At 64.7% G+C, this 24,370-nt stretch carries 25 protein-coding genes and 1 riboswitch; of the genes, 9 read left to right on the top strand and 16 right to left on the bottom strand.

Going from position 1 to position 24,370, the window contains the following annotated elements; genetic code table 11:
• The first annotated feature begins 95 nt into the window (after positions 1 to 95).
• From fabI to K3F49_RS14810, 5 genes are all read left to right on the top strand, one after another.
• Positions 96 to 917: an enoyl-ACP reductase FabI gene (gene fabI / locus K3F49_RS14830; RefSeq protein ID WP_234681681.1), complete on the top strand. Its 822-nt coding sequence runs from the start codon at positions 96 to 98 to the stop codon at positions 915 to 917.
• 66 nt (positions 918 to 983) lie between these two features.
• Positions 984 to 1,583, top strand: coding sequence for a histidine phosphatase family protein (locus K3F49_RS14825; protein WP_234681680.1), 600 nt, complete (start codon positions 984 to 986; stop codon positions 1,581 to 1,583).
• A 207-nt stretch (positions 1,584 to 1,790) separates the two neighbouring features.
• Entirely contained in the window at positions 1,791 to 2,879 is a 1,089-nt protein-coding gene (gene aroC, locus K3F49_RS14820; RefSeq protein WP_234681679.1) for a chorismate synthase, read from the top strand.
• A 69-nt stretch (positions 2,880 to 2,948) separates the two neighbouring features.
• Positions 2,949 to 4,139: an adenylate/guanylate cyclase domain-containing protein gene (locus K3F49_RS14815; protein WP_234681678.1), complete on the top strand. Its 1,191-nt coding sequence runs from the start codon at positions 2,949 to 2,951 to the stop codon at positions 4,137 to 4,139.
• Between the two features lie 16 nt (positions 4,140 to 4,155).
• Positions 4,156 to 4,650, top strand: coding sequence for a GNAT family N-acetyltransferase (locus K3F49_RS14810; protein WP_234681677.1), 495 nt, complete (start codon positions 4,156 to 4,158; stop codon positions 4,648 to 4,650).
• 8 nt (positions 4,651 to 4,658) lie between these two features.
• On the opposite strand, the gene clpS is transcribed toward K3F49_RS14810, so the two are convergent.
• Genes clpS through K3F49_RS14785 form a run of 5 tightly spaced genes read right to left on the bottom strand, consistent with a single transcriptional unit; the run spans position 4,659 to position 7,399 of the window.
• A complete protein-coding gene (gene clpS, locus K3F49_RS14805; RefSeq protein ID WP_234681676.1) occupies positions 4,659 to 4,964 on the bottom strand; it encodes an ATP-dependent Clp protease adapter ClpS in 306 nt (101 codons plus the stop codon).
• Positions 4,965 to 5,008: 44 nt separating this feature from the next.
• Positions 5,009 to 5,350 (bottom strand): DUF190 domain-containing protein, encoded by a 342-nt coding sequence (locus K3F49_RS14800; protein ID WP_234681675.1) that lies wholly within the window; start codon positions 5,348 to 5,350, stop codon positions 5,009 to 5,011.
• Between the two features lie 2 nt (positions 5,351 to 5,352).
• On the bottom strand, positions 5,353 to 5,778 hold the full coding sequence (crcB, locus tag K3F49_RS14795) for a fluoride efflux transporter CrcB (protein WP_234681674.1): 426 nt from the start codon (positions 5,776 to 5,778) through the stop codon (positions 5,353 to 5,355).
• A 6-nt stretch (positions 5,779 to 5,784) separates the two neighbouring features.
• Positions 5,785 to 6,174 (bottom strand): fluoride efflux transporter CrcB, encoded by a 390-nt coding sequence (gene crcB / locus K3F49_RS14790; RefSeq protein WP_452101093.1) that lies wholly within the window; start codon positions 6,172 to 6,174, stop codon positions 5,785 to 5,787.
• Positions 6,175 to 6,190: 16 nt separating this feature from the next.
• Positions 6,191 to 7,399, bottom strand: a complete 1,209-nt coding sequence (locus K3F49_RS14785; RefSeq protein WP_346657321.1) for an MFS transporter — start codon at positions 7,397 to 7,399, stop codon at positions 6,191 to 6,193.
• Positions 7,400 to 7,517: 118 nt separating this feature from the next.
• Positions 7,518 to 7,596, bottom strand: a riboswitch (Fluoride riboswitch).
• Positions 7,597 to 7,831: 235 nt separating this feature from the next.
• On the opposite strand from K3F49_RS14785, the gene K3F49_RS14780 reads away from it, so the two are divergent.
• On the top strand, positions 7,832 to 8,695 hold the full coding sequence (locus tag K3F49_RS14780) for a DUF1194 domain-containing protein (protein WP_234681673.1): 864 nt from the start codon (positions 7,832 to 7,834) through the stop codon (positions 8,693 to 8,695).
• Positions 8,696 to 8,758: 63 nt separating this feature from the next.
• Here the strand turns inward: K3F49_RS14780 and K3F49_RS14775 are convergent, their stop codons facing one another.
• Both K3F49_RS14775 and K3F49_RS14770 read right to left on the bottom strand, forming a co-directional pair.
• Positions 8,759 to 9,604 carry a nucleotidyltransferase domain-containing protein gene (locus K3F49_RS14775; RefSeq protein WP_234681672.1) on the bottom strand — a complete coding sequence of 282 codons (846 nt, stop codon included), beginning with the start codon at positions 9,602 to 9,604 and terminating at the stop codon, positions 8,759 to 8,761.
• 196 nt (positions 9,605 to 9,800) lie between these two features.
• Entirely contained in the window at positions 9,801 to 10,859 is a 1,059-nt protein-coding gene (locus tag K3F49_RS14770; RefSeq protein WP_234681671.1) for a class I SAM-dependent methyltransferase, read from the bottom strand.
• Between the two features lie 254 nt (positions 10,860 to 11,113).
• On the opposite strand from K3F49_RS14770, the gene K3F49_RS14765 reads away from it, so the two are divergent.
• Positions 11,114 to 11,701, top strand: a complete 588-nt coding sequence (locus tag K3F49_RS14765; RefSeq protein ID WP_234681991.1) for a hypothetical protein — start codon at positions 11,114 to 11,116, stop codon at positions 11,699 to 11,701.
• Between the two features lie 4 nt (positions 11,702 to 11,705).
• On the opposite strand, the gene K3F49_RS14760 is transcribed toward K3F49_RS14765, so the two are convergent.
• From K3F49_RS14760 to K3F49_RS14730, 7 genes are all read right to left on the bottom strand, one after another.
• Positions 11,706 to 12,950 carry a class I SAM-dependent RNA methyltransferase gene (locus tag K3F49_RS14760; RefSeq protein ID WP_234681670.1) on the bottom strand — a complete coding sequence of 415 codons (1,245 nt, stop codon included), beginning with the start codon at positions 12,948 to 12,950 and terminating at the stop codon, positions 11,706 to 11,708.
• On the bottom strand, positions 12,943 to 13,677 hold the full coding sequence (locus K3F49_RS14755; RefSeq protein ID WP_234681669.1) for a TlyA family RNA methyltransferase: 735 nt from the start codon (positions 13,675 to 13,677) through the stop codon (positions 12,943 to 12,945). The genes K3F49_RS14760 and K3F49_RS14755 overlap by 8 nt, the downstream gene beginning before the upstream one ends.
• Positions 13,678 to 13,703: 26 nt before the next feature.
• On the bottom strand, positions 13,704 to 14,258 hold the full coding sequence (locus K3F49_RS14750; protein WP_234681668.1) for a nucleoside 2-deoxyribosyltransferase: 555 nt from the start codon (positions 14,256 to 14,258) through the stop codon (positions 13,704 to 13,706).
• A gap of 203 nt (positions 14,259 to 14,461) precedes the next feature.
• The gene (gene dxs, locus K3F49_RS14745; RefSeq protein WP_234681667.1) at positions 14,462 to 16,390 is read right to left on the bottom strand and encodes a 1-deoxy-D-xylulose-5-phosphate synthase; all 1,929 of its coding nucleotides are present in this window, start codon (positions 16,388 to 16,390) and stop codon (positions 14,462 to 14,464) included.
• A gap of 589 nt (positions 16,391 to 16,979) precedes the next feature.
• Entirely contained in the window at positions 16,980 to 17,231 is a 252-nt protein-coding gene (locus K3F49_RS14740; RefSeq protein WP_234681666.1) for an exodeoxyribonuclease VII small subunit, read from the bottom strand.
• A gap of 74 nt (positions 17,232 to 17,305) precedes the next feature.
• Entirely contained in the window at positions 17,306 to 18,235 is a 930-nt protein-coding gene (locus K3F49_RS14735) for a histone deacetylase family protein (RefSeq protein ID WP_234681665.1), read from the bottom strand.
• Positions 18,236 to 18,370: 135 nt separating this feature from the next.
• Positions 18,371 to 20,029 (bottom strand): bifunctional metallophosphatase/5'-nucleotidase, encoded by a 1,659-nt coding sequence (locus tag K3F49_RS14730; RefSeq protein WP_234681664.1) that lies wholly within the window; start codon positions 20,027 to 20,029, stop codon positions 18,371 to 18,373.
• Between K3F49_RS14730 and K3F49_RS14725 the strand changes: the two genes are divergently transcribed.
• The gene (locus K3F49_RS14725; RefSeq protein WP_234682004.1) at positions 19,916 to 20,185 is read left to right on the top strand and encodes a hypothetical protein; all 270 of its coding nucleotides are present in this window, start codon (positions 19,916 to 19,918) and stop codon (positions 20,183 to 20,185) included. The two genes, K3F49_RS14730 and K3F49_RS14725, sit on opposite strands and share 114 nt — an antisense overlap.
• Before the next feature lie 15 nt (positions 20,186 to 20,200).
• Here K3F49_RS14725 and K3F49_RS14720 read toward each other — a convergent pair whose 3' ends face one another.
• A complete protein-coding gene (locus K3F49_RS14720; RefSeq protein ID WP_234681663.1) occupies positions 20,201 to 20,959 on the bottom strand; it encodes an enoyl-CoA hydratase-related protein in 759 nt (252 codons plus the stop codon).
• A 286-nt stretch (positions 20,960 to 21,245) separates the two neighbouring features.
• Here K3F49_RS14720 and K3F49_RS14715 point away from each other — a divergent pair, with 286 nt between their 5' ends.
• A complete protein-coding gene (locus K3F49_RS14715) occupies positions 21,246 to 22,475 on the top strand; it encodes an MFS transporter (protein WP_234681662.1) in 1,230 nt (409 codons plus the stop codon).
• A gap of 42 nt (positions 22,476 to 22,517) precedes the next feature.
• Here the strand turns inward: K3F49_RS14715 and K3F49_RS14710 are convergent, their stop codons facing one another.
• The gene (locus K3F49_RS14710) at positions 22,518 to 24,296 is read right to left on the bottom strand and encodes an acyl-CoA dehydrogenase (protein WP_234681661.1); all 1,779 of its coding nucleotides are present in this window, start codon (positions 24,294 to 24,296) and stop codon (positions 22,518 to 22,520) included.
• Positions 24,297 to 24,370 lie beyond the last annotated feature (74 nt).

Below are 24,370 nucleotides of genomic sequence, written 5' to 3'. Positions count from 1 at the left end.
GCTCGAAACAGCGTTAACGCCGCGTATTAGGACTGTACCGTAGGGGAGGGCTGGTGTACCTCCAGACCTTAACGAGAGCTACAGGACGTTAGCAAATGGCGCAGAATTCGGGTCTGATGCAAGGCAAGCGCGGGGTGATCCTCGGCGTCGCCAACAACCGCTCGATCGCCTGGGGCATCGCCAAGGCATGCCGGGCGGCCGGCGCCGAGATCGCACTCACCTACCAGGGCGATGCGCTGAAGAAGCGGGTCGAGCCGCTCGCCGCCGAGCTCGGCGCGCTCATGCTCGGCCATTGCGACGTCACGGATGCCGCGACCATCGATGCGGTGTTTGACGTGCTGAAGGAGAAGTGGGGCAAGATTGATTTTGTCGTGCACGCGATCGCGTTTGCGGACAAGGATCAGCTCGAGGGCCGCTACGTCGACACCACCGCCGACAATTTCTCCAAGTCGATGCTGATCTCCTGCTACTCGCTGACTGCGGTCGCGCAGCGCGCCGAGAAGCTGATGACCGACGGCGGTTCGATCATCACGCTGAGCTATTACGGCTCCGAGAAGTGGATGCCGAACTACAACGTCATGGGCGTCGCCAAGGCGGCGCTGGAGGCGAGCGTGCGCTATCTGGCCGCCGATCTCGGCGAGAAGGCGATCCGCGTCAATGCGATCTCGGCAGGACCGATCAAGACGCTGGCGTTCGCCGGCATCGCCGATTCACGCCTGCTGCTGAAATATAACGAGGTCAACGCGCCGCTGCGTCGCAACGTGACGATCGAGGAGGTCGGCGACAGTTCGCTGTATTTCCTGTCCGACCTGTCGCGCGGCGTCACCGGCGAAGTGCATCACGTCGACGCCGGCTACCACGTGCTCGGTATGAAGCGCCCCGACGCGCCGGATGTGTCGACCGGTAGCAAGGACTAGAGCATGATCCGGAAAAGTGGGCACCGGTTTTCCGATAAGATCATGCTCAAACAAAACTAACCTGGAATGCCCGTGCCCACGATCTATTATCTTCGCCACGGCGAAACCGAGTGGAATGCGCTCGGCAGGCTCCAGGGCACCAGGGACATTCCGCTGAACGCGCGCGGCCGCGGTCAGGCGGTGCAGGCAGGCCTCATCCTGGCCGATCTGCTCAAGCGCGATGACCGCGACAAGGCGGCGCTGCCCTATGTGTCGAGCCCGCTCGGCCGTGCGCGCCAGACCATGGAACTCGCGCGCGGCAAGCTCGAACTGCCGGTCGCGGATTATGCGCTGGATGATCGGCTGCGCGAGATCGGCTACGGCGTCTGGGAAGGGCTGACGCTGGCCGAGAGCGAGGCGAACGATCCCGACATCTATGCCAGGCGCCTCGCCGACAAATGGACGGTGGGGCCTGCGGGCGCGGAGACCTACGCCGATGTGCAGGTCCGCGTGCGCGCCTGGTACGACGAGCTTCGGAGCGACACCGTCGCGGTCGCCCATGGCGGTACCTGTAGGGCCCTGATGGTCTCGCTCGGCCTGGAGACGCCGGCGAGCGCCGCCGAGCTCTATATCGAGCAGGGCGCCGTCTATGTGTTCCGCGACGGCCGGCTGGACAAGTATAGCTGACGGCGGCACCGCCTTTTCCGCCGTCATGCCCGGGCTTGTCCCGGGCATCCACGAACTTGCTTTTTGCGGTCCCCGAGAACGTGGATGGCCGGGACAGGCCCGGCCATGACGACCGTGGTGGACATTTGACCCCCCATCCAGATCGCGTTACGTCACGTTGTCATTCAACATAAACGTTGTCATTCAGCGCTAGACGGTAGTTCGGCAATGTCCTTCAACACTTTCGGCCACATGTTCCGCGTCACCACCTTTGGCGAGAGCCATGGGGTGGCGATTGGCTGCGTGGTCGATGGCTGTCCGCCGATGATCCCGCTCACCGAGGCCGACATCCAGCAGGATCTCGATCGTCGCAAGCCGGGCCAGTCGCGCTTCACCACCCAGCGCCAGGAGCCGGACCAGGTCAAGATCCTGTCCGGCGTGATGGCGCATCCGGAAACGGGCGTGCAGGTGACCACGGGCACCCCGATCGGGCTCCTGATCGAGAACACCGACCAGCGCTCGAAGGACTATTCGGAGATCAAGGACAAGTTTCGTCCCGGCCACGCCGACTTCACCTATGAGGCCAAGTATGGCCTGCGCGACTATCGCGGCGGCGGCCGTTCCTCCGCGCGCGAGACCGCGATGCGTGTCGCCGCCGGTGCGATCGCGCGAAAAGTGTTGCCCGAGGTGAAAGTCCGCGGCGCGCTAGTGCAGATCGGCCCGCACAAGATCGACCGCGAGAAGTGGGACTGGGACGAGATCGCCAAAAACCCGTTCTTCTGTCCCGACAAGGACAAGGCCGCATTCTTCGAGACCTATCTCGACGGCATCCGCAAGAGCGGCTCCTCGATCGGCGCCGTGCTGGAGATCGTCGCGGAGGGCGTGCCGGCCGGCCTGGGCGCGCCGATCTACGCCAAGCTCGATTCTGATCTCGCGGGCGCGATGATGACCATCAACGCGGTGAAGGGCGTCGAGATCGGCGCGGGCTTTGGCGCCGCCGAGCTCACCGGCGAAGAGAACGCCGACGAGATGCGCACCGGCAATGACGGCACGCGCTTCCTGTCCAACCACGCCGGTGGCGTTCTGGGCGGTATCTCCACGGGACAACCGATCGTGGTGCGTTTCGCGGTGAAGCCGACCTCGTCGATCCTGCAGCCGCGCCTCACGGTCGATCGCAAGGGCGCCGATACCGAGATTTTTACGAAGGGCCGCCACGATCCCTGCGTCGGCATCCGCGCCGTCCCGGTCGGCGAAGCCATGATGGCCTGCGTGCTCGCTGACCATTTCCTGCGCGACCGCGGGCAGGTGGGACGTTAGGTCTTCGTGTCGCGGTACTAGCCCACCGCGCAGCTTGACGATTCCACAACTTCGTCCGCAAATGCGCCCATGGAAAGCTCCGGGCTCCAGCGTATCCTGAACTGGCTGATCGACGGCGCGAGGGCTCCGGGGACCTCGGCCGACATGATCGCGGCCGTCTGCGAGCGTCTGGTCGATGCCGGCCTGCCGCTGTGGCGGTTCGGCATCTTCATCCGTACGCTGCATCCGGAAATCTTCGGCCGCAACTTCATCTGGCGGCAGGGCCAGCAGGTCGAAATGGGCACCGTCGATTTCGAGATTCTGGAGACGCCGGAGTTCGCCAAGAGTCCGCTTCGCATCGTGTTCGAGCAGGGGATCGAGGTGCGGGGCCGCATGGACGATCCAGACAGCAGGCGGTTTCCGTTCCTCGACGACATGCGCGCCGAAGGCGTGACCGACTATATTGCGGTGCCGATGCCGTTTCTCGATGGCTCGATCCATGCCACGAGCTGGGTCACGCGGGACCCCGGTGGCTTCAGCGATGATGACATTGCGGCGATCCGGACGATCATGGCGCCGCTGGCCCGCGTCAGCGAGATCGTCACCCTGCGCCGTACGGCTTCGATGCTGCTCGACACCTATGTCGGCAACCGCGCCGGCGCACGTATCCTCGGCGGCCAGATCCGCCGCGGTCACAACGACACCATGCAGGCTGCGATCTGGCTGTCGGATCTGCGCGGCTTCACCGCGCTGTCGGACCGGCTGCCGGCCGAGACCGTGGTCGAGATCCTCAACCATTATTTCGACTGCCAGGTCACGGCAATCCGTGGCCATGGCGGCGAGGTCCTGAAGTTCATGGGCGACGGCCTGCTCGCGGTGTTTCCGATCGACGAATATGTCGGCGATGCCGCACATGTCTGCACGCGCGTGCTGGAAGCCGCACGCGAATCCCGCGCCAGCGTCGAGGCGCTCGCCTTTCCGGTCGGTGACGTCATCGAGCGCTTCCGCTTCGGCGTCGCACTCCATGTCGGCAACATCCTCTATGGCAATATCGGCGGCGGCAACCGGCTCGACTTCACCTGCATCGGCCCGGCCGTGAATCTCGCGGCGCGGATGGAAAAGATCGCGGGCCGGCTTGGTCGCACCGTCGTGGCGTCGGAAGGCTTCACCAATGTCTGCCGGCACGACTGGCGCGATCTTGGCGATTTTCCGATCGCAGGATTTTCCAAGGCGCAGCGTGTGTACGGACTGGCCGAGGAAACGCCCGTGGTGATGGCTTAAAGCGGCCGGAACGCCCATGACCGTTGAATTCCGCCAGATCCAGATCGCCGACACCGACGCCTTTCGCGCCGCCGTCGACATCGTCGCCCGCGAGCGCAAATACATCGCGCTGGTGGAGGCGCCGCCGGTCGAGCAGGTTCGCGCCTTCGTCGCGCGCAATGTCGAGCGCGGCTATCCGCAGATCGTCGCCGCCATCGACGGCGCTGTGGTCGGATGGTGCAACGTGCCGCCCGCGAACCGCGCCGTCTCGGCGCATGTCGGCGATCTCTTCATGGGGCTCGTACCCGAGTTCCGTGGCAAAGGCTTTGGCGAGCGGCTGTTGCGGCAGGCCGTTCAAGCGGCAGACGCATTCGGCTTCCGCCGGATCGAGCTCGGCGTGTTCGCGACCAACACCGCCGCGGCCGCCCTTTATCGCAAGGTCGGGTTTGTCGAGGAGGGCATCAAGCGGATGGCGATCCTGGTGGACGGCACCTATCACGACGAAATCATCATGGCGCGCCTCAAGGGCTAGCCCAAGGCCTATTCCTCCGGCTCCGTCGTGAACAGCAGCGGATAACCTTTCGTGCGGGCGGCATCGGTCGCACGCGTCGCCTTGGTTTCGGCGACGTCCCTGGTGAACACGGCGACGACGCAGGCGCCGAGCTTGTGCGCGGTGATCATCACCTTGTAGGCCTGATCCTCGGTCATGCGGAATTCGGCCTTCAGGATCATGGTGACGAACTCACGCGGCGTGTAGTCGTCGTTGATCAGGATGACCTTGTGCAGCTTGGGCCGCTCGACCTTGGTCTTGGTCCTGGTCTTTGGCTTGGTAACTGTGTCGTTCATTCCGCCTCCTTGACACGGCGGCCTCGGGTTCCCAGCCGGAGCGATCAGCTCGCGGCCTTCGTACCATATTGCAGGACCTGCACCTTCTCCAAGGTGATCAGGCCGCTCGACATCATGCCATCAAGGATGGGCAGGAATGCGTTGATGTTGTCCTCGCTGTCGACGATCTCGATCAGCAGCGGCAGGTCTTCCGACAGCCGCAGGATCTTCGAGGTGTGCAGCCGGCTCGACTTACCGAAGCCCATGGGGCCGCGCAGCACGGTGGCACCGGCGAGATGTCGCTCGCGCGCCTTCAGCACGATGGCTTCATAGAGCGGCTTGCCGTCGCAATGGTCGCTCTCGCCGATGAAGATGCGGAGCAAAACTGCCTGACTGGGAATTTGCATGATCAGCTCCTTTTCAAGCGGTTGTAGCGGCTTGCCATCATATGCCCTGCCCATACCGACACCAGCCAGCAGACGACAGACGCCGCGATATAGGCCAGCGCGGTGTATTTCATGCCGCCGTGGAACAGGCGGAAGGTCTCCAGGCTGAAGGTCGAGAAGGTGGTATAGCCGCCGCAGAAGCCGGTCATGACGAACTGTCGGTGCTCCGGCCGCGCCAGCAAGCGGCCGTCGGGGCCGGCCAGTGTCGCGTAGAAGCCGATAATGAGCGAGCCCGTGGCGTTGATGAACAGCGTCGAAAACGGAAAGCCGGGACCGGTGTCGAGGGCGAGCCCGACCAGATAGCGCGTCAGCCCGCCGACAATGCTGCCGGCGGAAACCCAGACATAGAGCATCGCAATGCGCCGGCGGTCGGCAGAGGAGGGATTCATCTGCCGCTAGCCTCCAAAACTGTCCGCGAGGAGGAAGCCGCAACTCACGGCTGAGAGGCAGAGCCCGACCGAGAACACGACATTGCCGAGCGCGTGCACCGGCTCGCCGTTGCGCGCCAGGGTCAGCGTTTGCAGGCTGAACGAGGACACTGTGGTGTAGCAGCCGAGGAAGCCGGTCACCGCAAACAGCCACGGATTGGGCGAGGCGAACACCGAGCCGGGATGGGTCGCCAGCGCGCCAAAAATGCCGATCACGAAGGCTCCGGTGACGTTGATGGTCATGGTGCCCCAGGGAAAGGTCTCGCCCATTCGCCGCGCGATCGCGCCGGAAACGAAATAGCGGGCGCAGCCACCCAGCACGCTGCCGATCATGATTGCGATCACTCCGCTCAGCACGATGCACAGCCTCCCGTCATGCCTTGTCCTCCGCCGTCAAGCCGTTGCCGATAGTAAGCAGTCCCACGAGTGCGACCAGCGCGAAGCCGAGCCCGGCGAGGAACGTTCCTGCGGGGCCGTAAACGTCCCACAGCGCGCCGGCGATCACGCTTGCGGCCAGCAGCGCAAGGCCGGTGAACAGGTTGAAATAGCCGAAAGCAGTACCGCGCAGGCTTGGCGGAGCAGTATCGGCGACGAGGGCCGAGAGCAAGCCTTGCGTCAATCCCATATGCAGACCCCACAAGACGACGCCGAGCGCGAGACCGGGCAGACTCGACAGCAGCGCCAGTGCGAGGTCGGCGCCGGCGAGAAACACCAGGCCGAGCGCGAGCAGGGCGGTCCGGTTGATCCGGTCCGACAGCACGCCGGCGGGATAGGCCGAGAGCGCGTAGGTGATGTTCATGAGCACCAGCACCGCCGGCACCCACATCGCATTAAGGCCGATGCTCTGCGCACGCAGGATCAGAAAGGCCTCGCTGAAGCGGGCGAGCGTGAAGACCACACCGACCGCGACGACGCGCCAATACACGGATCCAAGCTGCCGCATGGCGGCGGTGTTGAGCGGGTTTTTCGCGGGTGCCTTGCTCGCATCCCGCTCCGGCTCGTTGACCGCGAACGCGATCAGGCCAAAGGACAATAACGCCGGCACAACAGCCACCCAGAACACCGCGACAAAATGATCCGCCGTCCACCACATCAGGCCGATCGCGGCCAGCGGCCCGACGAAAGCACCGACCGTGTCGAGCGACTGTCGCAAACCAAAACTCGCGCCGCGTAGGCCCGCCGGCGAGATATCGGCGATCAGCGCATCGCGGGGTGCGCCGCGGATGCCCTTGCCGACGCGGTCGATGAAGCGCGCCGCGACCAGCCAGCCGATGCTGGGCGCGAGCGGGAACAGCGGTTTTGTCACCGCGGCCAGCCCGTAGCCGAGGGCGGCGAGCAGCTTGCGGCGGCCGAGCCAGTCCGACAACGCGCCGGAGAAGATCTTCGTGATCGAGGCGGTTGCCTCCGCGACGCCCTCGATGAAGCCGACGGTGAGCGTGGAGGCGCCGAGCACGGTGACGAGATAGACCGGCAGCAGCGCGTGGATCATCTCGGAGGAGATATCCATCAGCATCGAGACGAAGCCGAGCACCCAGATTCCCCTGGGCAGCCTGGTGCGCGCAGCATTTGGTGTGGTCGTCACGTCGTTGCCTTCCACGTCTTGAATATCCCCTTGGCCTTCGCTTTCAGGCAACAAAAAACCCGCCAGCGGCGGGTTTGTCCAAGCTCCCGCCAAAGGCAGAGGCTCAATGATCGCCTCACCTCCAGCAGGAGCCATCAGCCCACTACGGTCGTTCGGCCGCCGGGCGGTTGTCGGGGGACTCCATCCCCATCTGTATGGTCAGCCTAGCATGGAAATCACAGGGAACAAGTAGGCGGGCGCTCTGTCCCATGGCGCGATCGCGTGGCGGCGCAAGCGTGGCGACATCACGGCGGTTTCGCGCAACGCACGAAAGGACTAACTCGCAATCTCTAACCTGCAAATCTCTAACCCAATTGTGAAGCACAAGCGATCTTCGCACTTTGCGGCAAGCCGTTTGCATGTCACCATCGCGTCATACGACGGGAGACTGCGATGCGGTTGCTGTTCTCGATCGGGGCTGTGCTGGTGGCCGGCGTGCTTGCCGGAGGGGATGTCGCGGGCAACGCGGCACCAGGGCCGAAATTCGAACCTTCGAGGCATCAACGGCAAGCCGCCGACGGCGACGCGCAGTCGGTCGATGTCGAGCTGATCCTCGCGGTCGATGTCTCCTACTCCATGGACATGGACGAACTCGCGATCCAGCGCGAGGGTTATGCGCAGGCGATCCAGTCCAAGGAGTTTTTGCAGGCGCTGAAGGCCGGCCCCAACGGCAGGATCGCGGTGACCTATTTCGAATGGGCGGCATCCAACGATCAGAAGATCATCATCCCCTGGCGCCTCATCGACGGACCGGAGACGGCGGACGCGGTCGCAACCGAGATCATGAAGACGCCGATCCGGCGCGCCTCGCGCACCTCGATCTCCGGCGCAATCGGATTTGCGATGCCGCTGTTCGACGAGGATCCCTATCACGGAATTCGCCGCGTCATCGACATCTCCGGCGACGGTCCCAACAACAATGGTGGTCCGGTCACGATTGCGCGTGACGCCGCGCTCGAGAAAGGCATCGTCATCAACGGCCTGCCGATCATGGTCAAGGAGCCGTCCTATTCCACCATGGATATCGACAATCTCGATTATTACTACGAAGACTGCGTCGTCGGCGGTCCCGGCTCTTTCGTCATCTCGATCAAGGATCGCGACAAGTTCAAGGAGGCGATCCGCACCAAGCTGCTGATGGAAGTTGCTGGCCGCACGCCCGAGCGTCCGGTCGTGCACGTTGCGGACAAAGAGAAGGAGCCGCGCGTGAACTGCCTGATCGGCGAGAAGATCTGGTCGGACCGCTGGGGCCGCTGAGACGCGCTTTGCCCGCGAATGAGCGGATCTATGACCACAAGTCCTTCAGGATGCCGTAGCTGCTTACGGCCGCATCCCGCATGATTGCGTCAGCCCCTTCAATTGCCGGTCGATCTCGCGCAGGACATCGCAGGCGGGTGCAGAGGCGCCATCGCCGATTAACCGCCAGACCTCCTTTGCTTCCTCGTCCAAATGCGGAATCGTCAGTGGTAGCCGCGCTGCTTCCAATAGCGCTCCCTTTTCGTTGATGAGATAGCGCGCGTTGAGCGCGCACAGCACCTGCGCAACACAAGCGAGCGACCGGTAAGCGCATCCAGCGATATGGGTCTGTTCGCCCCGCGCGATGGCAAGTTCGGCATTTTCGACGCCGAACAGGACCTCCCATTGGAAGCGACGGATCAGAGCATCGCGCAGCGGCCGCGGATAGGGCAGCGCGATCGACTTCAGCCTGGCGATGAGGGCTTGCGGATCGTGCAGCGGTTGGCAATAGGCGATCTCGCCCATCCAGATCGCCGAGCAGAAGCCGTGCGGATGGCCGGGCTGGTAGTCCATGGTGACGACGCCAGCGCGGCAGGATTCCATTACAGCTTCGACCGCGTCGGCGTTGCGATAGAGCAGATCGACCTTGCGGCCATCCACCGACAGCCATGCACCGCCGACGATCCATGGTCCCCATTCGCCGACCGGTGTTACGGCCGTGGCGGCAGGATTGTCGGCGATCTCTTTTGCAGCGGCCAGCAGCCGCTCGGCATCCGGTGGAATCGCGGCCTTGAAATAAAGGCCGATATCGTAGTCGGATGCGGCGTGCTCGCTGCCCCGCGCACGCGAGCCGCCGAGCACGATGGCCTCAACGCCAGGCACCTCGACAAAGGCGGATTTCAGGCGCGTGAGCAGGGGATCGTGCGGCATGAACGGCGTGGATGCATCTATTTGGCGGCAGCGGCGGCACGTTGTCGTTCCGCGCTTCCGGACATCCTTGCCTTGCTCGCGCCGCAACGCAAGTGGGCGTTGAACAAGGCGGCGCGAATCCACCGACATGGCGCCGGGCGAGGCTGCGACATCGGCAAGGCCGCGCGCCGCGTCCACGCGCCCGGCGTGATGGAGGTCAGATCCGTGCCTCCAGGATCAGGTTGAACGGCGTCTCGGCGGCGCGGCGGAAGCGCGACAATCCGCCTTCGCTGGCGACCTTGCGCAGCCTTGCCTCGCCGGCTTGCGCTCCGAGCGCGAGGCCCACCTCCTGATCGAGCGAGGCCGGCGTGCAGATCATGGTCGACGCCGCGTAATAGACGCGGCCGACCGGGTTGAGATTGTCTTCGAGACGATCGCCCGCGAACGGCTCGACCAGCATGCAGGTGCCGTCCTTCGCCATGGTCTGACGCACGTGGCTGATGGCGCCAACGGGATCGCCCATGTCGTGCAGGCAATCGAAGAAGCAGACCAGATCGTAGCCCTCGGCCGGATAAGTCTTGGCCGAGTGAACCGCGAAGCTGACGCGATCGCCGAGCCTGGCCTCGGCTGCCGCCTTGCGCGCGGCCTCGATCGAGCCCTCGTGATAATCGAAGCCATAGAAGCGCGAATTCGGGAACGCCTCCGCCATCAGCCGCGTCGAGACGCCGTGTCCGCAGCCGACATCGGCGACCTTGGCACCGCGCTTCAGCTTGTCCACGACACCGTCGAGCGCGGGCAGCCACTCCTGCACCAGATGATGCATGTAGCCGGTGCGGAAGAAGCGGGCCGTGCCGCAGAACAGGCACTCGCTGCGCCGATTCCAGCCGACGCCTTGCCCGGACTTGAACGCGTCCGTGATCTTCGGCTCGTCGAGAAAGGCGGCGGCAATGACGTTGCCGACCGCGCCAAGGAACACCGGGCTGTCCTGGTCGGCGAGCGCCATCGCCTGCTCAGGCAGCATCGAGAACTTTCCCGAACCGGCGTCGTATTCGACGTAGCCGGATGCTGCCTGGCTCGCCAGCCATTCACGGACGTACCGCTCCGCCGTTCCGGTGGCTTTTGCAAGCTCGGCCGAGCTCATCGGTCCCTTGGCGGCGAGGGCGCGGTAGAGGCCGAGCTTGTCGCCCAGGAGGACGAGCGATGCGTTCATCGCCGCCCCGATCTCGGTGATCATCTTTCCCATAAAGGCATTCAACCTGTCGGAATTGACCTCCATGACAGCCTCCATACAAACGTTGGGCATTTTCAAGGGGCTGCGCAATTGCGCGCTGCAGGACTGCGCCAGGCCTTCGCGGTCAAAGCCGCGGCCTGAACTTGCGCGTCCTTTATGTGGGTCAATCAGGCGCCGGCGAGGTTCAATGCGCCAGCAAGACGTAATCCTGGAACTTGATGACGCGGCAGCCGATGCTGCCCCGCTGGCATTCGCGCTGTTCGGAGGGTATAATTGAGGAGCTTTTGACGGTAGCCGGAATGTCCAGCCTCGCACGCTCCTGTGGTTTCGCAGTTTTGTTCGCCGTGTTTTGCCTTGGCGAAACGCCCGCTCAGGCGCAGGTCGCACCCTTGCAGTATTGGATTCCGGGCGGGGCCTTTGGCTTTGGCGGCAGCGCCGACAGCTACGGCAACTTTCCAAGCTTCAATGCTGGTGATGCCAACGGCTATGGTTTTCGCCCCGGTTTCTTTGTCGGAAGCCAGAGCGGCAATGTCGGTCCGAGCGGTTTCAGCCAGGCAGGTCTGGCCGGCAATTTCAGCGCGCTGTCCTATGACAGCTCGCAGTTTGGCTACAACATGAAGACCACGGGTGGCATGCCTGTGACGTTCTTTGCCGGCTTCGATACGCTGAAATATGGCAACGGCATCGGCAGTTCGGTTGCGCCGCTGACCTCCGGTGCTGCGCCCGGCTACGGCGGATTTGCCGGTGTCGAGTTCAAACCGACGTCGAACCTCAGCCTGTCGTTCGGCGCCGGTTTCACCCAGCGAGGCTCGGGCCGCATGGACAGCGATATCAGGTCGGACATGCTGCCCGGCGAGTCGCCGGCGCTCGGCCAGCTACGACACTAGGACTTCATCGCGTAAACCGCGCGACCAACTCCACATGCGGCGTGTGGCGGAACTGGTCGACCGGGACCACCGCGCCGATCTTGTAGCCACCGTCAATCAGCAGCCGCGCGTCGCGAGCGAAGGTGGCGACGTTACAGGACACCGCGATCACGACCGGCACCTTGCTCGCCGCGAGTTTCAGCGCCTGCGCCTGTCCGCCCTGGCGCGGCGGATCGAACACCACGGCATCGAAATCGCGCAGCTCCGGCGGCACCAGCGGACGGCGGAACAGGTCGCGCGGCTCGGCCTTGATCGGCTTGAGTCCCGGCGTGCGCGCGGCCCTCGCGAGCGCGGCGATCGCGCCGGCGTCGTTGTCGTACGCCGTGACACGCGCCTTCTCCGCAAGCCTCAGCGCGAACGGGCCGACGCCACAGAAGAGGTCGAGAACCTCCTTGGCCTTGCCGATACGCTCGGCAACGAGGGCAGCGAGCGTCTCTTCCCCGGCTGCTGTTGCCTGCAGGAACGAGCCCGGCGGCAGTGTCACTTCGGCACGGCCCATCCTGACCGTTGGCGACAGGCGTTGCAGCACCAGTTCGCCATGCCGCGTCAGCCGAGCCAGGCGATGCTGCTCGGCGACGCGCGACAGCGCCGTGACCAGTCGCGTCGGCAGCGGGCCGGAGCCGCGCACGTCGACATCGAGGCCATTGGCCGTCGCCGTCACCTGGATATCGAGCGGCTTCGTCACCGGCATTTTTGATGTCAGCGGCTCGGCGAGCGCCCAGGCGGCGTCGAGCGCACCCTCAAGCGCGGGATCGAGGATCGGGCAGCGATGGATCGGGATCACGTCGTGAGAGCTCGCCGCCGAGAAGCCGACCTTGAGCACGTCATGCGTGCCGAACCTTCCGTGCAGCGTCACGCGCCGGCGGCCGGCACCATGGGCATCGACCAGCGGTGCCACCTCGCAATCGATTCCGGCCTGCGCCAGCGTCTCGACCACGATGCTGCGCTTCCACGCGTGATAGGGCTCGGCCGCCCAGTGCTGGATGGCGCAGCCGCCGCAGATGCCGAAATGCGGACAGAACGGTTCGATCCGCTCGGGGCTGGCGACGTCGACCGCGAGCAACTTGCGGCGGTCGGGATGGCCCGCGACATGGTCGACCTCGACACTCTCGCCGCCAAGCGTGTAGGGCACGTACACCGCGTCCCCGGTCGTCAGCGAGACGCCGTCGCCGCGATGGCCGACATGATCGATCGTGACGCGTTCAACCACGGCGCGCGCCGATGAAGAATTCGATGTTGCCGTCTCCTCCCGCAATCGAGGAAGGAAACACCTCGATGTCGGTGCAGCCGAGCGACGCGGCAAAGGTCGCGATATCGTCGCAGATCTCCTGGTGCACGGTGGCGTCGCGGATGATGCCCTTCTTGTTGTGCTTCCGATCGGCCTCGAACTGCGGCTTGATCAGCGCCAGCAGGCTCATCGGCGCGGCCGCGAGCGACAGCGCCACGGGCAGCACGGTCTTCAGTGAAATGAAACTGACGTCGATGACGACGACATCGGGCCGCGCCGGCAGTCGCTTGCCGTCATAGCTGCGGATATCGGTCTCCTCCATCGACACGATCTTGGGATGATCGCGCAGCGAGGCATGCAGCTGGCTGGTGCCGACATCGATGGCGAACACCAGGCTGGCGCCGTTCGCCAGCAGCACCTCGGTAAAGCCGCCGGTGGAGGCGCCGACGTCGAGGCAGACATGGTCCTCGATCTCGATCGGGTAGCGCTCCAGCGCGCCGGCGAGCTTGACGCCGCCGCGCGAGACGTAAGGGTGCGCAGGCTCGGCCTGGATCACCGCGTCCTCGGCGATCGTCTCCGATGGTTTTGCGACCCGCTTGTCGTCAGCGGTGACGAGGCCGGCCTCGATCGCCGCGCGCGCCCGCGCCCGGCTCTCGAACAGGCCGCGCTCGACCAGCAGAACATCCGCGCGCTTGCGGGCAGGGGGCATGATCTCTCCGGAGAGGATTGAAACGTCTATGGTGCGATCAATCGCGCGGCTGCCATCCGGACGCAAGTCTCGAACGCGGCGAGATCGTGCCAGACGTCGACCGGCGGTTCTGCCGGCGTCACCAGCGGGCACCCGTGCAGATCGAGCGCATGGATCATCATGAGATTGTCGACGAGGCCGAAATCCTCGACCGTCAGCCCCTGTGCGTCGACCAGCCGTCCCGGCTCGGAGGTGACGTGCATGCAGCGGCCGACACGGTCGGCATAGGTGGTGCCATCGTTGGAATACGCCAGGCAAAACTTGCGGCGGCCGGCCATGTAACCGAGCTCGTAGACGGTACCGGGATCGGCACCGGCGCCGCGGAATGGGGTGAGATTGGCGATGATGGCGTCGGCCGCGTCCATCATGGCCTCGTTGCCGCAGAAGATCTGCCGCGACGCATCAAGCGCGGTGAGGTCGATGGCGTTGTCGAGGGGATAGAGCCCGGTGAGCCCGTGAGCAGCGCAGATCGCGGCCTTCCGCCGGCCGATCTCGACCGCATCCGGCAGGAACACATCGGGACCTGCCAGATAGATTTTCATGGGAGCAAAGCCGGAAAGTTTGGATCGGATGCGAGCCGCGGCGCGCGCTCTACTCCCTCTCCCGCTTGCGGGGGAGGGTTGGGGAGGGGGTGTCTCCGCACGCGACGCTCCCCATGAGGAGAGAGCCCTCACCCGGATCGCTTGTGCGATCCGACCTCTCCCGCAAGCGGGAGAGGTGAGAAGGCGGCGTCTGCCGCGACAGCTCAGGCGAGCTTGACCGTCTCGGTCTTGACGTCCTTGCCGAGCGCCTCGAACACCTTGGCGACGATGCCCTTGGCGTCGAGACCAGCGCGGGCGTACATCGCGTTCGGCGTGTCATGATCCTGGAACACGTCGGGCAGGACCATCGTGCGGAACTTGACCATGCCGGTGTCGAGCACGCCCTGATCGGTCAGGAACTGCGCGACATGCGAGCCGAAGCCGCCGACCGCGCCTTCTTCCACCGTGATCAGGACGTCGTGATCACGGGCGAGCTTGAGCACCAGCTCGGTGTCGAGCGGCTTCATGAAGCGTGCATCGGCAATCGAGGTCGAGAGGCCATGGGCGGCGAGCTCGTCGGCCGCCTTCTCGCATTCGGCCAGACGCGTGCCGAAGGAGAGCAGGGCGATCTTGTTGCCCTGGCGGATCATGCGGCCCTTGCCGATCTCGAGGGCAACGCCGACCTCGGGCATCTCGATGCCGCGGCCCTCGCCGCGCGGATAGCGCAGCGAGCTCGGACGGTCGTCGATCGCAACCTGGGTCGCCACCATGTGCACCAGCTCGGCTTCATCCGCCGCCGCCATGATCACCATGTTCGGCAGACAGCCGAGATAGGCGTTGTCGAACGACCCGGCATGCGTCGCGCCGTCGGCGCCGACGAGGCCGGCGCGGTCGATGGCGAAGCGCACGGGCAGGCTCTGGATCGCGACGTCATGGACGATCTGGTCGTAGCCGCGCTGCAGGAAGGTCGAGTAGATCGCGCAGAACGGCTTGTAGCCTTCGGTCGCAAGACCGGCGGCGAAGGTCACCGCGTGCTGTTCGGCGATGCCGACGTCGAATGTGCGATCGGGGAAGGCCTTGTTGAAGATGTCGACGCCGGTACCGGACGGCATCGCCGCGGTGATGGCGACGATCTTGTCGTCCTTCTGGGCTTCCTTGACCAGGCTCTGGCCGAACACGTTCTGGTAGGCCGGCGCGTTCGGCTTGGCTTTCGCCTGGGTGCCGGTCGCAACGTCGAACTTGACGACGGCGTGATACTTGTCGGCGGACGCTTCCGCCGGGCCGTAACCCTTGCCCTTCTGCGTCACGACGTGGACCAGGATCGGGCCGGTCTCCATGTCGCGCACGTTCTTCAGCACCGGCAGGAGGTGGTCGAGGTTATGGCCGTCGATCGGACCGACGTAATAGAAGCCGAGCTCCTCGAACAGCGTGCCGCCGTCCATCATGAAGCCGCGGGAATATTCCTCGACGCGGTTGGCGCGATTGGCGAGGATCTTCGGCAGGCGTTTGTTGATCTGCTTGGCTGCATCGCGCAGCGTGCGATAGGTCTTGCCGGAGTACAGGCGCGACAGATAGGCGCTCATGGCGCCGACCGGCGGCGCAATCGACATGTCGTTGTCGTTGAGGATGACGATCAGGCGCGAGTTCATGGCGCCCGCGTTGTTCATGGCCTCGTAGGCCATGCCCGCCGACATCGCACCGTCACCGATCACGGCGATAACGTTGTTCTTGCCGCCGGCGAGGTCGCGCGCGACGGCCATGCCGAGACCGGCAGAGATCGAGGTCGAGGAATGCGCGGCGCCGAACGGATCGTAATCGCTCTCGCTGCGCTTGGTGAAGCCGGAGAGACCACCGCCGGTGCGCAGCGTGCGGATGCGGTCGCGGCGTCCGGTGAGGATCTTGTGCGGATAGGCCTGATGGCCGACGTCCCAGATCAGCCGATCGCGCGGCGTGTCGAAGACGTAGTGGATCGCGGTGGTGAGCTCGACCACGCCGAGGCCCGCGCCGAAGTGACCGCCGGTCACCGAGACGGCATCGATGGTCTCCTGACGCAGCTCGTCGGCGACCTGGCGAACCTGCTCGACCTTGAGCTTGCGCAGGTCATCCGGTGTCCGGATAGTGTCGAGAAGCGGCGTTTTACTGTATGCGTTCACGGCGATTTCCAATTTGTCAGCGCCGGAAGATCGTTCCGGTGCGCGATGGGTTTGCACAATGTCGGCGCAGCGCGAGTCCTTAAACCGTCGGAGCCACCTGCATGGGGCAGAGCCCCGTCTTCAAGCTTAGGTGAGCTTAAGTACGCTCCGGTTCAGTCTCTGTGATCCCTGTCACGTAGATCGGCTTCGTCCGTCCAAGCCAATTTCATTAGCGATTTGAAGCGCTTGTCGTCGGAAATCGGTCCCCACGTCAAAGCTAACAAAAAGCCACACTCCGCGCAGCTTTACACCAAAGCTTGGGCCAAAGCCAACCCGCCGGACGGATTACGGGTATGCAGGTGCAACCGGCGGGCCAATTTGGTTAATCGCGGCGCCGGTGGGGAGGTTCCAGTTCTGCCCGGTTCCTTGGCAGGATTTTGGGCCGAAAGGCAGGGATTTTAGCGGCATTCGCCGCGCCAAACGGCGTCGGCGAGAAAATTCTTCAATCCTGGTGCCGGGCTCCCCGGCCCCGCGGGCGGAGATAACGGCGTGCGATCTCGAAATAATGCAGGCGGCCGATGCTCGAAGGGCAGCTTTGCGACCGCGTCCGTTACTGCACGTCGAGCGGCGCCGTGCCGGTGGCTTGGCCGCTGGCATCGGTGGTGATCTTGTCGACGCGCGCCTCGGCCTGACGCAACAGTTCCTCGCAGCGGCGCTTCAGGGCTTCGCCGCGCTCGTAGATCGAGACGGATTCCTCGAGCGGCACCTTGCCGTCCTCGAGCCGCTTCACGATCGTTTCGAGTTCCTCGATCGCGCGCTCGAAGGTGAGCCGGGAGACGTCGACTTGGGTATTTTCGGCCATATCCGTTTCCGATTGCCCGATTCGCTTATCGAGTAAAACAGCAGAGTTTTGCGGGCTTAATGTGGCGGGTCTGTCTAAGCGCCCATGAGGGCGCCGACATGCGCCGTAACAGATTCTTTCAGTCCTTGCAGATCGTAGCCACCTTCGAGCACGGAAACAACGCGGCCCCCGGCGGACTTGTCGGCAAGGTCCATCAGCTTGCGCGTGACCCAGGAATAGTCCTCCGCACGCAAATTCAGCGAGGCCAGCGGATCGCGGTAATGCGCGTCGAAGCCCGCGGAGATGACGAGCAATTCAGGGCTGAATTTTTCGAGTTGCGGCAGGATCAAATTCTCGAACGCACTGCGGAATTCCGGCCCGCCGTCTTCGGAGGCGAGCGGTGCGTTGACGATGGTGTCGTGATCACCGCGCTCGCCCTTGGCGCCGGTGCCCGGAAACAGCGGCATCTGGTGCGTCGAGCAGTACATCACGGTCGGGTCCGACCAGAAGATATCCTGGGTGCCGTTGCCGTGATGCACGTCGAAATCGACGATGGCCGCGCGCTTGATGCCGTATTTGCGTTGCGCATGACGCGCGGCGATCGCGACATTGTCGAAGAAGCAGAAGCCCATCGGTTTGCCGATCTCGGCGTGATGGCCGGGCGGGCGCACCGCGACGAACGCATTGCGATGCTCGCCGTTCATTACCGCTTCGGTCGCCGCCACCGCGCCGCCGACGCCGCGCATCACCGCTTCCCACGTGCCAGGAGACATCGAGGTGTCGCCGTCGATATAGACCTGGCCGCTGGTCGGCGCGATGTGACGCAGCTCGGTGACGTAATCTTCGTTGTGGCACAGCGTGACGAGATCGAGATCGCCCTCCGGCGCGAGGTCGCGCGCCAGGAACTGGAAGCGCTCAACCGCCAGCGCTTCCTCCACCGCGCGCAGGCGGTCGGGTCTTTCAGGGTGTCCGGGCGGCGTGACGTGGTCGAGGCAGGCCTTGTGGGAAAGAAGAAGCGTGCTCATCAGGTCGGCCTCACAGGGAACGAACTCTCGACGTCGCTTGGCGCATCCGGCGCCAAAACGCAATGCAAAACGCAATCTATGCGTTCCACCGCGAATGGCAAAGGGCTGTCCCGTTCCGCGCCAGTTTGATCCGGATCAATTCACGCGCAGGATGCGGGTCTGCGGCAGCGGGCCGATCGGACCATGTGCCTTAAAGAAGGCAAACAGCGCATCGGCGTCATAGCCGCCATATTGCGGCGAAGCGCCCTGTTTCGCGACCGTAAAACCGTCGCCGCCGACGGCGAGGTAATCGTTGACGGTCACGCGGTAGCCGGTACCCGGCTCGATCGGCTTGCCATTGAGCGTCATCTTGTCGGCTATCACGCGCTCGCCGAGCGGCTTTGATGCGTCCCAGCTGTAGCTGAACCCGATCGACACCTGGAGGATCCGCGGCCGCTTCGGATCGAGCCATTGCTGCTCCAGCATGTCCTTGAGCTGGCTGCCTGACAGCGTCATCGTGACGAGGCGGTTGCGGAATGGCTGGCTCGCAAACAGTTCGCCGTAGGACACCGCGCCATTCTCTTTCGGGATGATGTCGGTGCGGATGCCGCCGGGATTGGTGAGTGCGATGACGGCGCTGCCATCCTTGGCGTCTTTGGTGGCGGCGAGCTGTGCATCGGCGATGACGTCGCCGAGCGCACTTTCGCCGGTGTCGTTCGGGATGCGCGACAGCGTCTGGGTCACCGATCCGGCTGGCCGGTTGGCAATCGGCGCCGAGAGCTTGTCATAGGCGTCGATCAGCGCAGTCTGCTCGGGATCCTTGGCGAGCGAGGCGTTGGCGACGATAACGTTCTCGGCCCTGGCACTGACGATGTCGCGTGTCGCCGGATCGAGCTTGAGGTCGATCGCGGTGACCAGCGTGCCGTACTTGTCGCCGCTCGTGACCAGCCGGCCGTCGATTTGGCAAACATAGGCACGGTGGGTGTGGCCGCTGACGACGACGTCGACCGCACGGTCGAACTTCTTGACGATGTCGACGATTGGTCCCGTTATCGCCGGGCATTCGTTGTAATCGCCGCTCGGCTCGCCGCCCTGGTGGATCAGCACCACGATCGCCTCGACGCCCTGCGCCTTCAGTTGCGGCACCAGCGCGTTCACCGTCTCGGCCTCGTCGCGGAATTCGAGCCCGGCTATGCCTGACGGAGAGACGATGCCGGCGGTCTCCTTCAAGGTCAGCCCGATGAAGGCAACCGGGATGCCCTCGAACTCCCTGATCTCGTAGGGCGGCAACACGCTCTTGCCGGTCGCGGTCTCGATGGTGGAGGCCGCAAGATAGTGGAATTTTGCGCCGGTGAAGGGACGTGGTCCCTGGCATCCGTCTTCCGGATGGCAGCCGCCGTTCTGCATCCTGAGCAGCTCAGTCTTGCCCTCGTCGAATTCGTGATTGCCGACCGAGGTGATCGCGAGCCCCATCATCGAGAGCGCCTCGACCGACGGCTCGTCGTGGAACATCGCCGACAGGAACGGGCTCGCCCCGATCAGGTCGCCGGCGGCGACGAAGATGGTGTTCTTGTGCCCCTCGCGCAATTGCTTGACCAGCGTCGCCATGTATTCGGCGCCGCCGGCGGCGACAGCCACCTTCTTGCTCTTGTCCTCGGGATCATTGATGCGGATGCCGCCCGGCGGCGGACGGAGATTGCCGTGGAAATCGTTGATCGCGAGCATGCGCAGCTCGACGGGCGCAGCGGTCTGGGCCGCGGCGGGCAGGGCGGCGAGAGCGAGGGCGAAGCTGGTCAGGCGGAGAAGATGTCGCATGGAACAAGATTAGTCGTTCCGCGCGAAGATTTCACGAAGCTTGTTTCTGTATCCGTCATTCCGGGGCGCGATGAAGTCGCGAGCCCGGAATCCATTCATCCACCAACTTTGCCGCCCGATGGATTCCGGGTTCGCGCTTCGGGCGCCCCGGAATGACGAGCGAGGGTGTACCTACCGCCGCTTCCTGTTGGCAAACGCATTGAACGCGGCCGTGGCCTCGGCCGATTTCAACTTCTCGCCGAACAGATGGGCTTCCTGGTCGATGCGGCGGGTGAGTTCTTCCGGCGGGGCACGCAGCAGCTTGCGCGAGGTTGCGACCGCTTCGGCCGGTAGCCGGCAGATCTCGCGCGCCACCTTGCGGGCCTCGACCTCGGTATGTCCTGGCGACACCACGGTGTTGACGAAGCCGGCGGCATGGGCCTCGGCGGCGGTGAAGCTGCGTCCCATCACCAGCATGGCGAAGGCGCGCTGGTAGCCCATGGTGCTCGGCATCAGCAGGCTGGCGGCGCCGACCGGCACGAGCCCGAGATTGATGTAAGGCGCCGAGAAGGTCGCGGCGTTGGAGGCGAGCACGTAGTCGCAGTGAAACAGCATCACGGTGCCCATGCCGATCGAGGCGCCGTCCACGGCTGCGATGATCGGTTTGACGTTGAGGGCCAGCGAATACAGGAATTTGGCGCCGTCCGACAGCGTCTCGGGACGCGACGCGTCGGCCTTGATGAAGTCGTCGATGTCGTCGCCGGCCGTGAACACGCCGGAGCCGCCGGTGATGATCATGCAGCGGATGTCGGGATTGTTCTGCGCGGTATCGATCGCGCGGCTCATCTCGCGATACATGTCCTGGGTGATCGCATTTTTCTTGCCCGGGCGGCGCAGGGTGATGACGCGCGTTCCACGCTCTTCGGTGACGACGATATTGCCGTTCGCCATGAACACTCCCTGCGGTCGCCGCGGCGCCTGCCATCGGCGAGTCTTGCGATACTGAGCCTACATCATCCGGCAGGCGTGCCAATCCTGCCGCTCAACCATTTCGGTGGTGATTCCCGCGAGCGGTTGCATGACACCCGTCCGATGTTGGCGCGAGTGGAACCGTGGCGCGTCACATGTACTGCGGCGTTTTGCGCGTTGCAACAATTGGCTACAATGTTTCATTTGAAAAACCGGTGGTTGTGCGTCACGATCAACCGTCTCGTTCCATGAGGTCGACACTTGATCGATGATTGCCGCAACAGGCGCTGACGAATCCTCGGTTCACTACCGCGGCTGGCGCGTGGTGCTGGCCTGCTTCCTGATGGCCTTCTTCATGTTCGGCTTTGGTCTCTACGGCCAGGGCGTCTATCTCGCCGAGCTCCAGCGCGCCCATGGCTGGCCCGGTACCTTGGTGTCCGCGGCCAGCACATTCTCGTTCCTGCTGACCTCCGTCCTCGTCATCTTCACCGACGATCTGCTCGCCCGCATCGGGCTGCGGGCGCTGATCCTGTGCGGGCTGACCGCGCTTGGCGCATCGACCGCGCTGCTGGGAGTCATGCAGGCGCCCTGGCAGCTCTATCTTGCCTATGCGCTGATGTCGGTCGGCTGGACCGGCATGGGCTCGGTCGTGATCGCAACCGTGCTGAACGCCTGGTTCGCGCGGCGCCGCGGGCTCGCGCTCAGCCTCGCCTTCAACGGCGCCACCTTCGGCGGCATCATTCTCGTTCCGGTTTTGTTGGCGCTGAGCAGCAGCATCGGTTTCCGCTCGGCCATGCTGGCGGCCACCATCGTGATGGTGGTGCTGGTGCTGCCGGTGGTCGTCGTTTTCACCAGCTGGCCGGTCGACGCGTCGCCGAATGCAGCAGCTGTCTCCGGGGGCAAGGCCGCGGGTCATTCGCGGAAGGAGCTGCTCGCCAACGCGTCATTCTGGACCATGGTGCTGCCGATCGCGATCGCGCTGCTGGCGCAGATGGGCTTCATCATCCACCAGGTGACGTTTCTCGAACCGCTGATCGGCCGCGCCAGTGCGGGTCTCGCGGTTACCATCATGGCGGCGATGGCGGTGGTCGGACGGCTGTCGCTCGGCCTGTTCGTCGACCGGCTCGATCCGCGGCTTGCCTGCGCGGCGTCGATGATGAGCCAGGCGGCAGCGCTGCTGGTTCTCCTGCAGAGCCAAAGCCCGACCGTGCTGCTCTTGTGCTGTGCCGTCTATGGCTTTTCGATCGGCAACATGATCACGTTCCCGCCTTTGATCATCCAGCGCGAGATCGGAAGCGCGGCTTTCGCGGCCGCGATGGGGCTGGGGACGTCGATCAGCGGCATCGTCAGCGCCTTCGGCCCCGGCATCATCGGTCTCGTGCGCAGTGTGAGCGGCGATTACACCATGGCGTTTGCGATGTGCGTGGTGCTCGATGTCGTCGCGGCCGCCATCGTGCTGTGGCGGCCGGGAAAAACGGTGAAGGTCGCGGCTTCGTAGCCCGGATTGTGTTCCGCTCCATCCGGGTTACGCAGGCCTCGCTTACCCCAACAGCACCGCATCCGCCGCGGCGACCGACTCCGCGCTCTCCGTCACGGTGCGCTCGAGCGCGCCCGCCTGCACGGTGATGTTCTCGGCGAAGAAGCGCGCGAGCGAGACGTAGCGCGCGGCCTCCGTGTTGCCGTCGGCCTTGGCGGCGAGCGCCTCGGAGGCCAGCATGCAGCCGCCGAGCGTCGAGCCGAACTGCTGCAGATACGGCGTCGCGCCGGCGAGCGCCTCGTTCGGCGCAGAGGCGACGCGCTCCAGCAGCCATTTGCTCGTTCGCGTCAGCGCCTCCAGCGCCTGGCGCAACTTCACGCCGGTGGTGCCGAAAGCGGGATCGTTCGAGGCTTCGACTTGCTTGACGGTGGCCGAAAGCTCGTCGAGCAGCGCCCACACCGATGCCCCGCCGTTCGCCGCGAGCTTGCGCGTGACGAGGTCGATCGCCTGGATGCCGTTTGTGCCCTCATAGATCGCGGTGATGCGCGCATCGCGATAATGCTGCGCAGCGCCGGTCTCCTCGATGAAACCCATGCCGCCATGCACCTGCACGCCGAGATAGGCGACCTCGTTGCCGATATCGGTGGAATAGCCTTTTGCCATGGGTGTCAGCAGCGCGGCGCGCGCGGCAGCATCGGCGCGTACCTTGGGGTCCTTCGCGCGCGTCGAGACGTCGATCGCGACCGCGGTCGCATAGCAGATGGTGCGCGCGGCCGCGGTCTGCGCCCGCATCCGCATCAGCATGCGCTTGACGTCGGGATGTACGAAGATTGCATCCGACCCGTCGCCTTTCTTGCCGACGGCGCGGCCCTGCTTGCGCTCCTGTGCGTAGGCCAGCGCTTGCTGATAAGCGCGATCGGCGACGCCGACGCCCTCGAGGCCGACGCCGAGGCGGGCCTGGTTCATCATTGTGAACATGCAGCGCATGCCCTGGTTCTCTTCGCCGACCAGGAAGCCGATGGCGCCGCCATGGTCGCCCATGGTCATGGTGCAGGTGGGCGAGGCGTGCATGCCGAGCTTGTGTTCGACGCCGCTCGCGAAGATGTCGTTGCGCGCACCGAGCGAGCCGTCGGCATTGACCATGAATTTCGGCACCAGGAACAGCGAGATCCCCTTGGTGCCGGCCGGCGCGTCCGGCAGTCGCGCCAGCACGAAATGCACGATGTTGTCGGTCATGTCGTGCTCGCCATAGGTGATGAAGATCTTCGTCCCCTTGATGCGATAGGTGCCGTCGGCCTGCTTTTCGGCGCGGGTGCGCAGCGCTCCGACGTCGGAGCCGGCCTGCGGCTCGGTGAGCTGCATCGTGCCGGTCCATTCGCCGGAGACGAGCTTTTCGAGATAGATCGTCTTCAGCTCCTCGCTGCCATGTGCCTCCAGCGCCTCCATTGCGGAGGCCGTCAGCAGCGGGCAGAGACCGAAGGCGAGGTTTGAGGCGCTCCAGATCTCGGTGCAGGCGGCGTTGATCGCGAGCGGCAGGCCCTGGCCGCCGAAATCCTCAGGCCCGGAGACCGCGTTCCAGCCGCCCTCGGTCCAGCGCTTGTAGGCATCCGGCCAGCCCGGTGCGGTCGTGACCTTGCCGTCGTCGAGCTTGATGCCGTGCTCGTCGCCGACCTTGTTGAGCGGCGCCAGCACGTCGGTCGCGAACTTGCCGGCTTCCTCCAGCACGGCGGTGACGATGTCGCCGTCGAAATCGCCGTAATGGCCGGCTTCCACGGCGGCCTTGAGGCCGGCGCCATGGTTGAGCGACAGCAGCATGTCAGAGATCGGCGCGCGGTAGGTCATGGCTCACTCCCGAGGACAGGTTTGGCGCCGTATTCCCATGAAACGCGGGAGGTCTCAATGGGCGGGAAGGGACG

Origin of the sequence: Bradyrhizobium monzae (genome assembly GCF_021458635.1) — a bacterium.
In the GTDB taxonomy this organism is placed as follows: domain Bacteria; phylum Pseudomonadota; class Alphaproteobacteria; order Rhizobiales; family Xanthobacteraceae; genus Bradyrhizobium.
The sequence above is the reverse complement of the archived record's forward strand: the minus strand, read 5'-3'. Positions and strand labels throughout refer to the sequence as shown.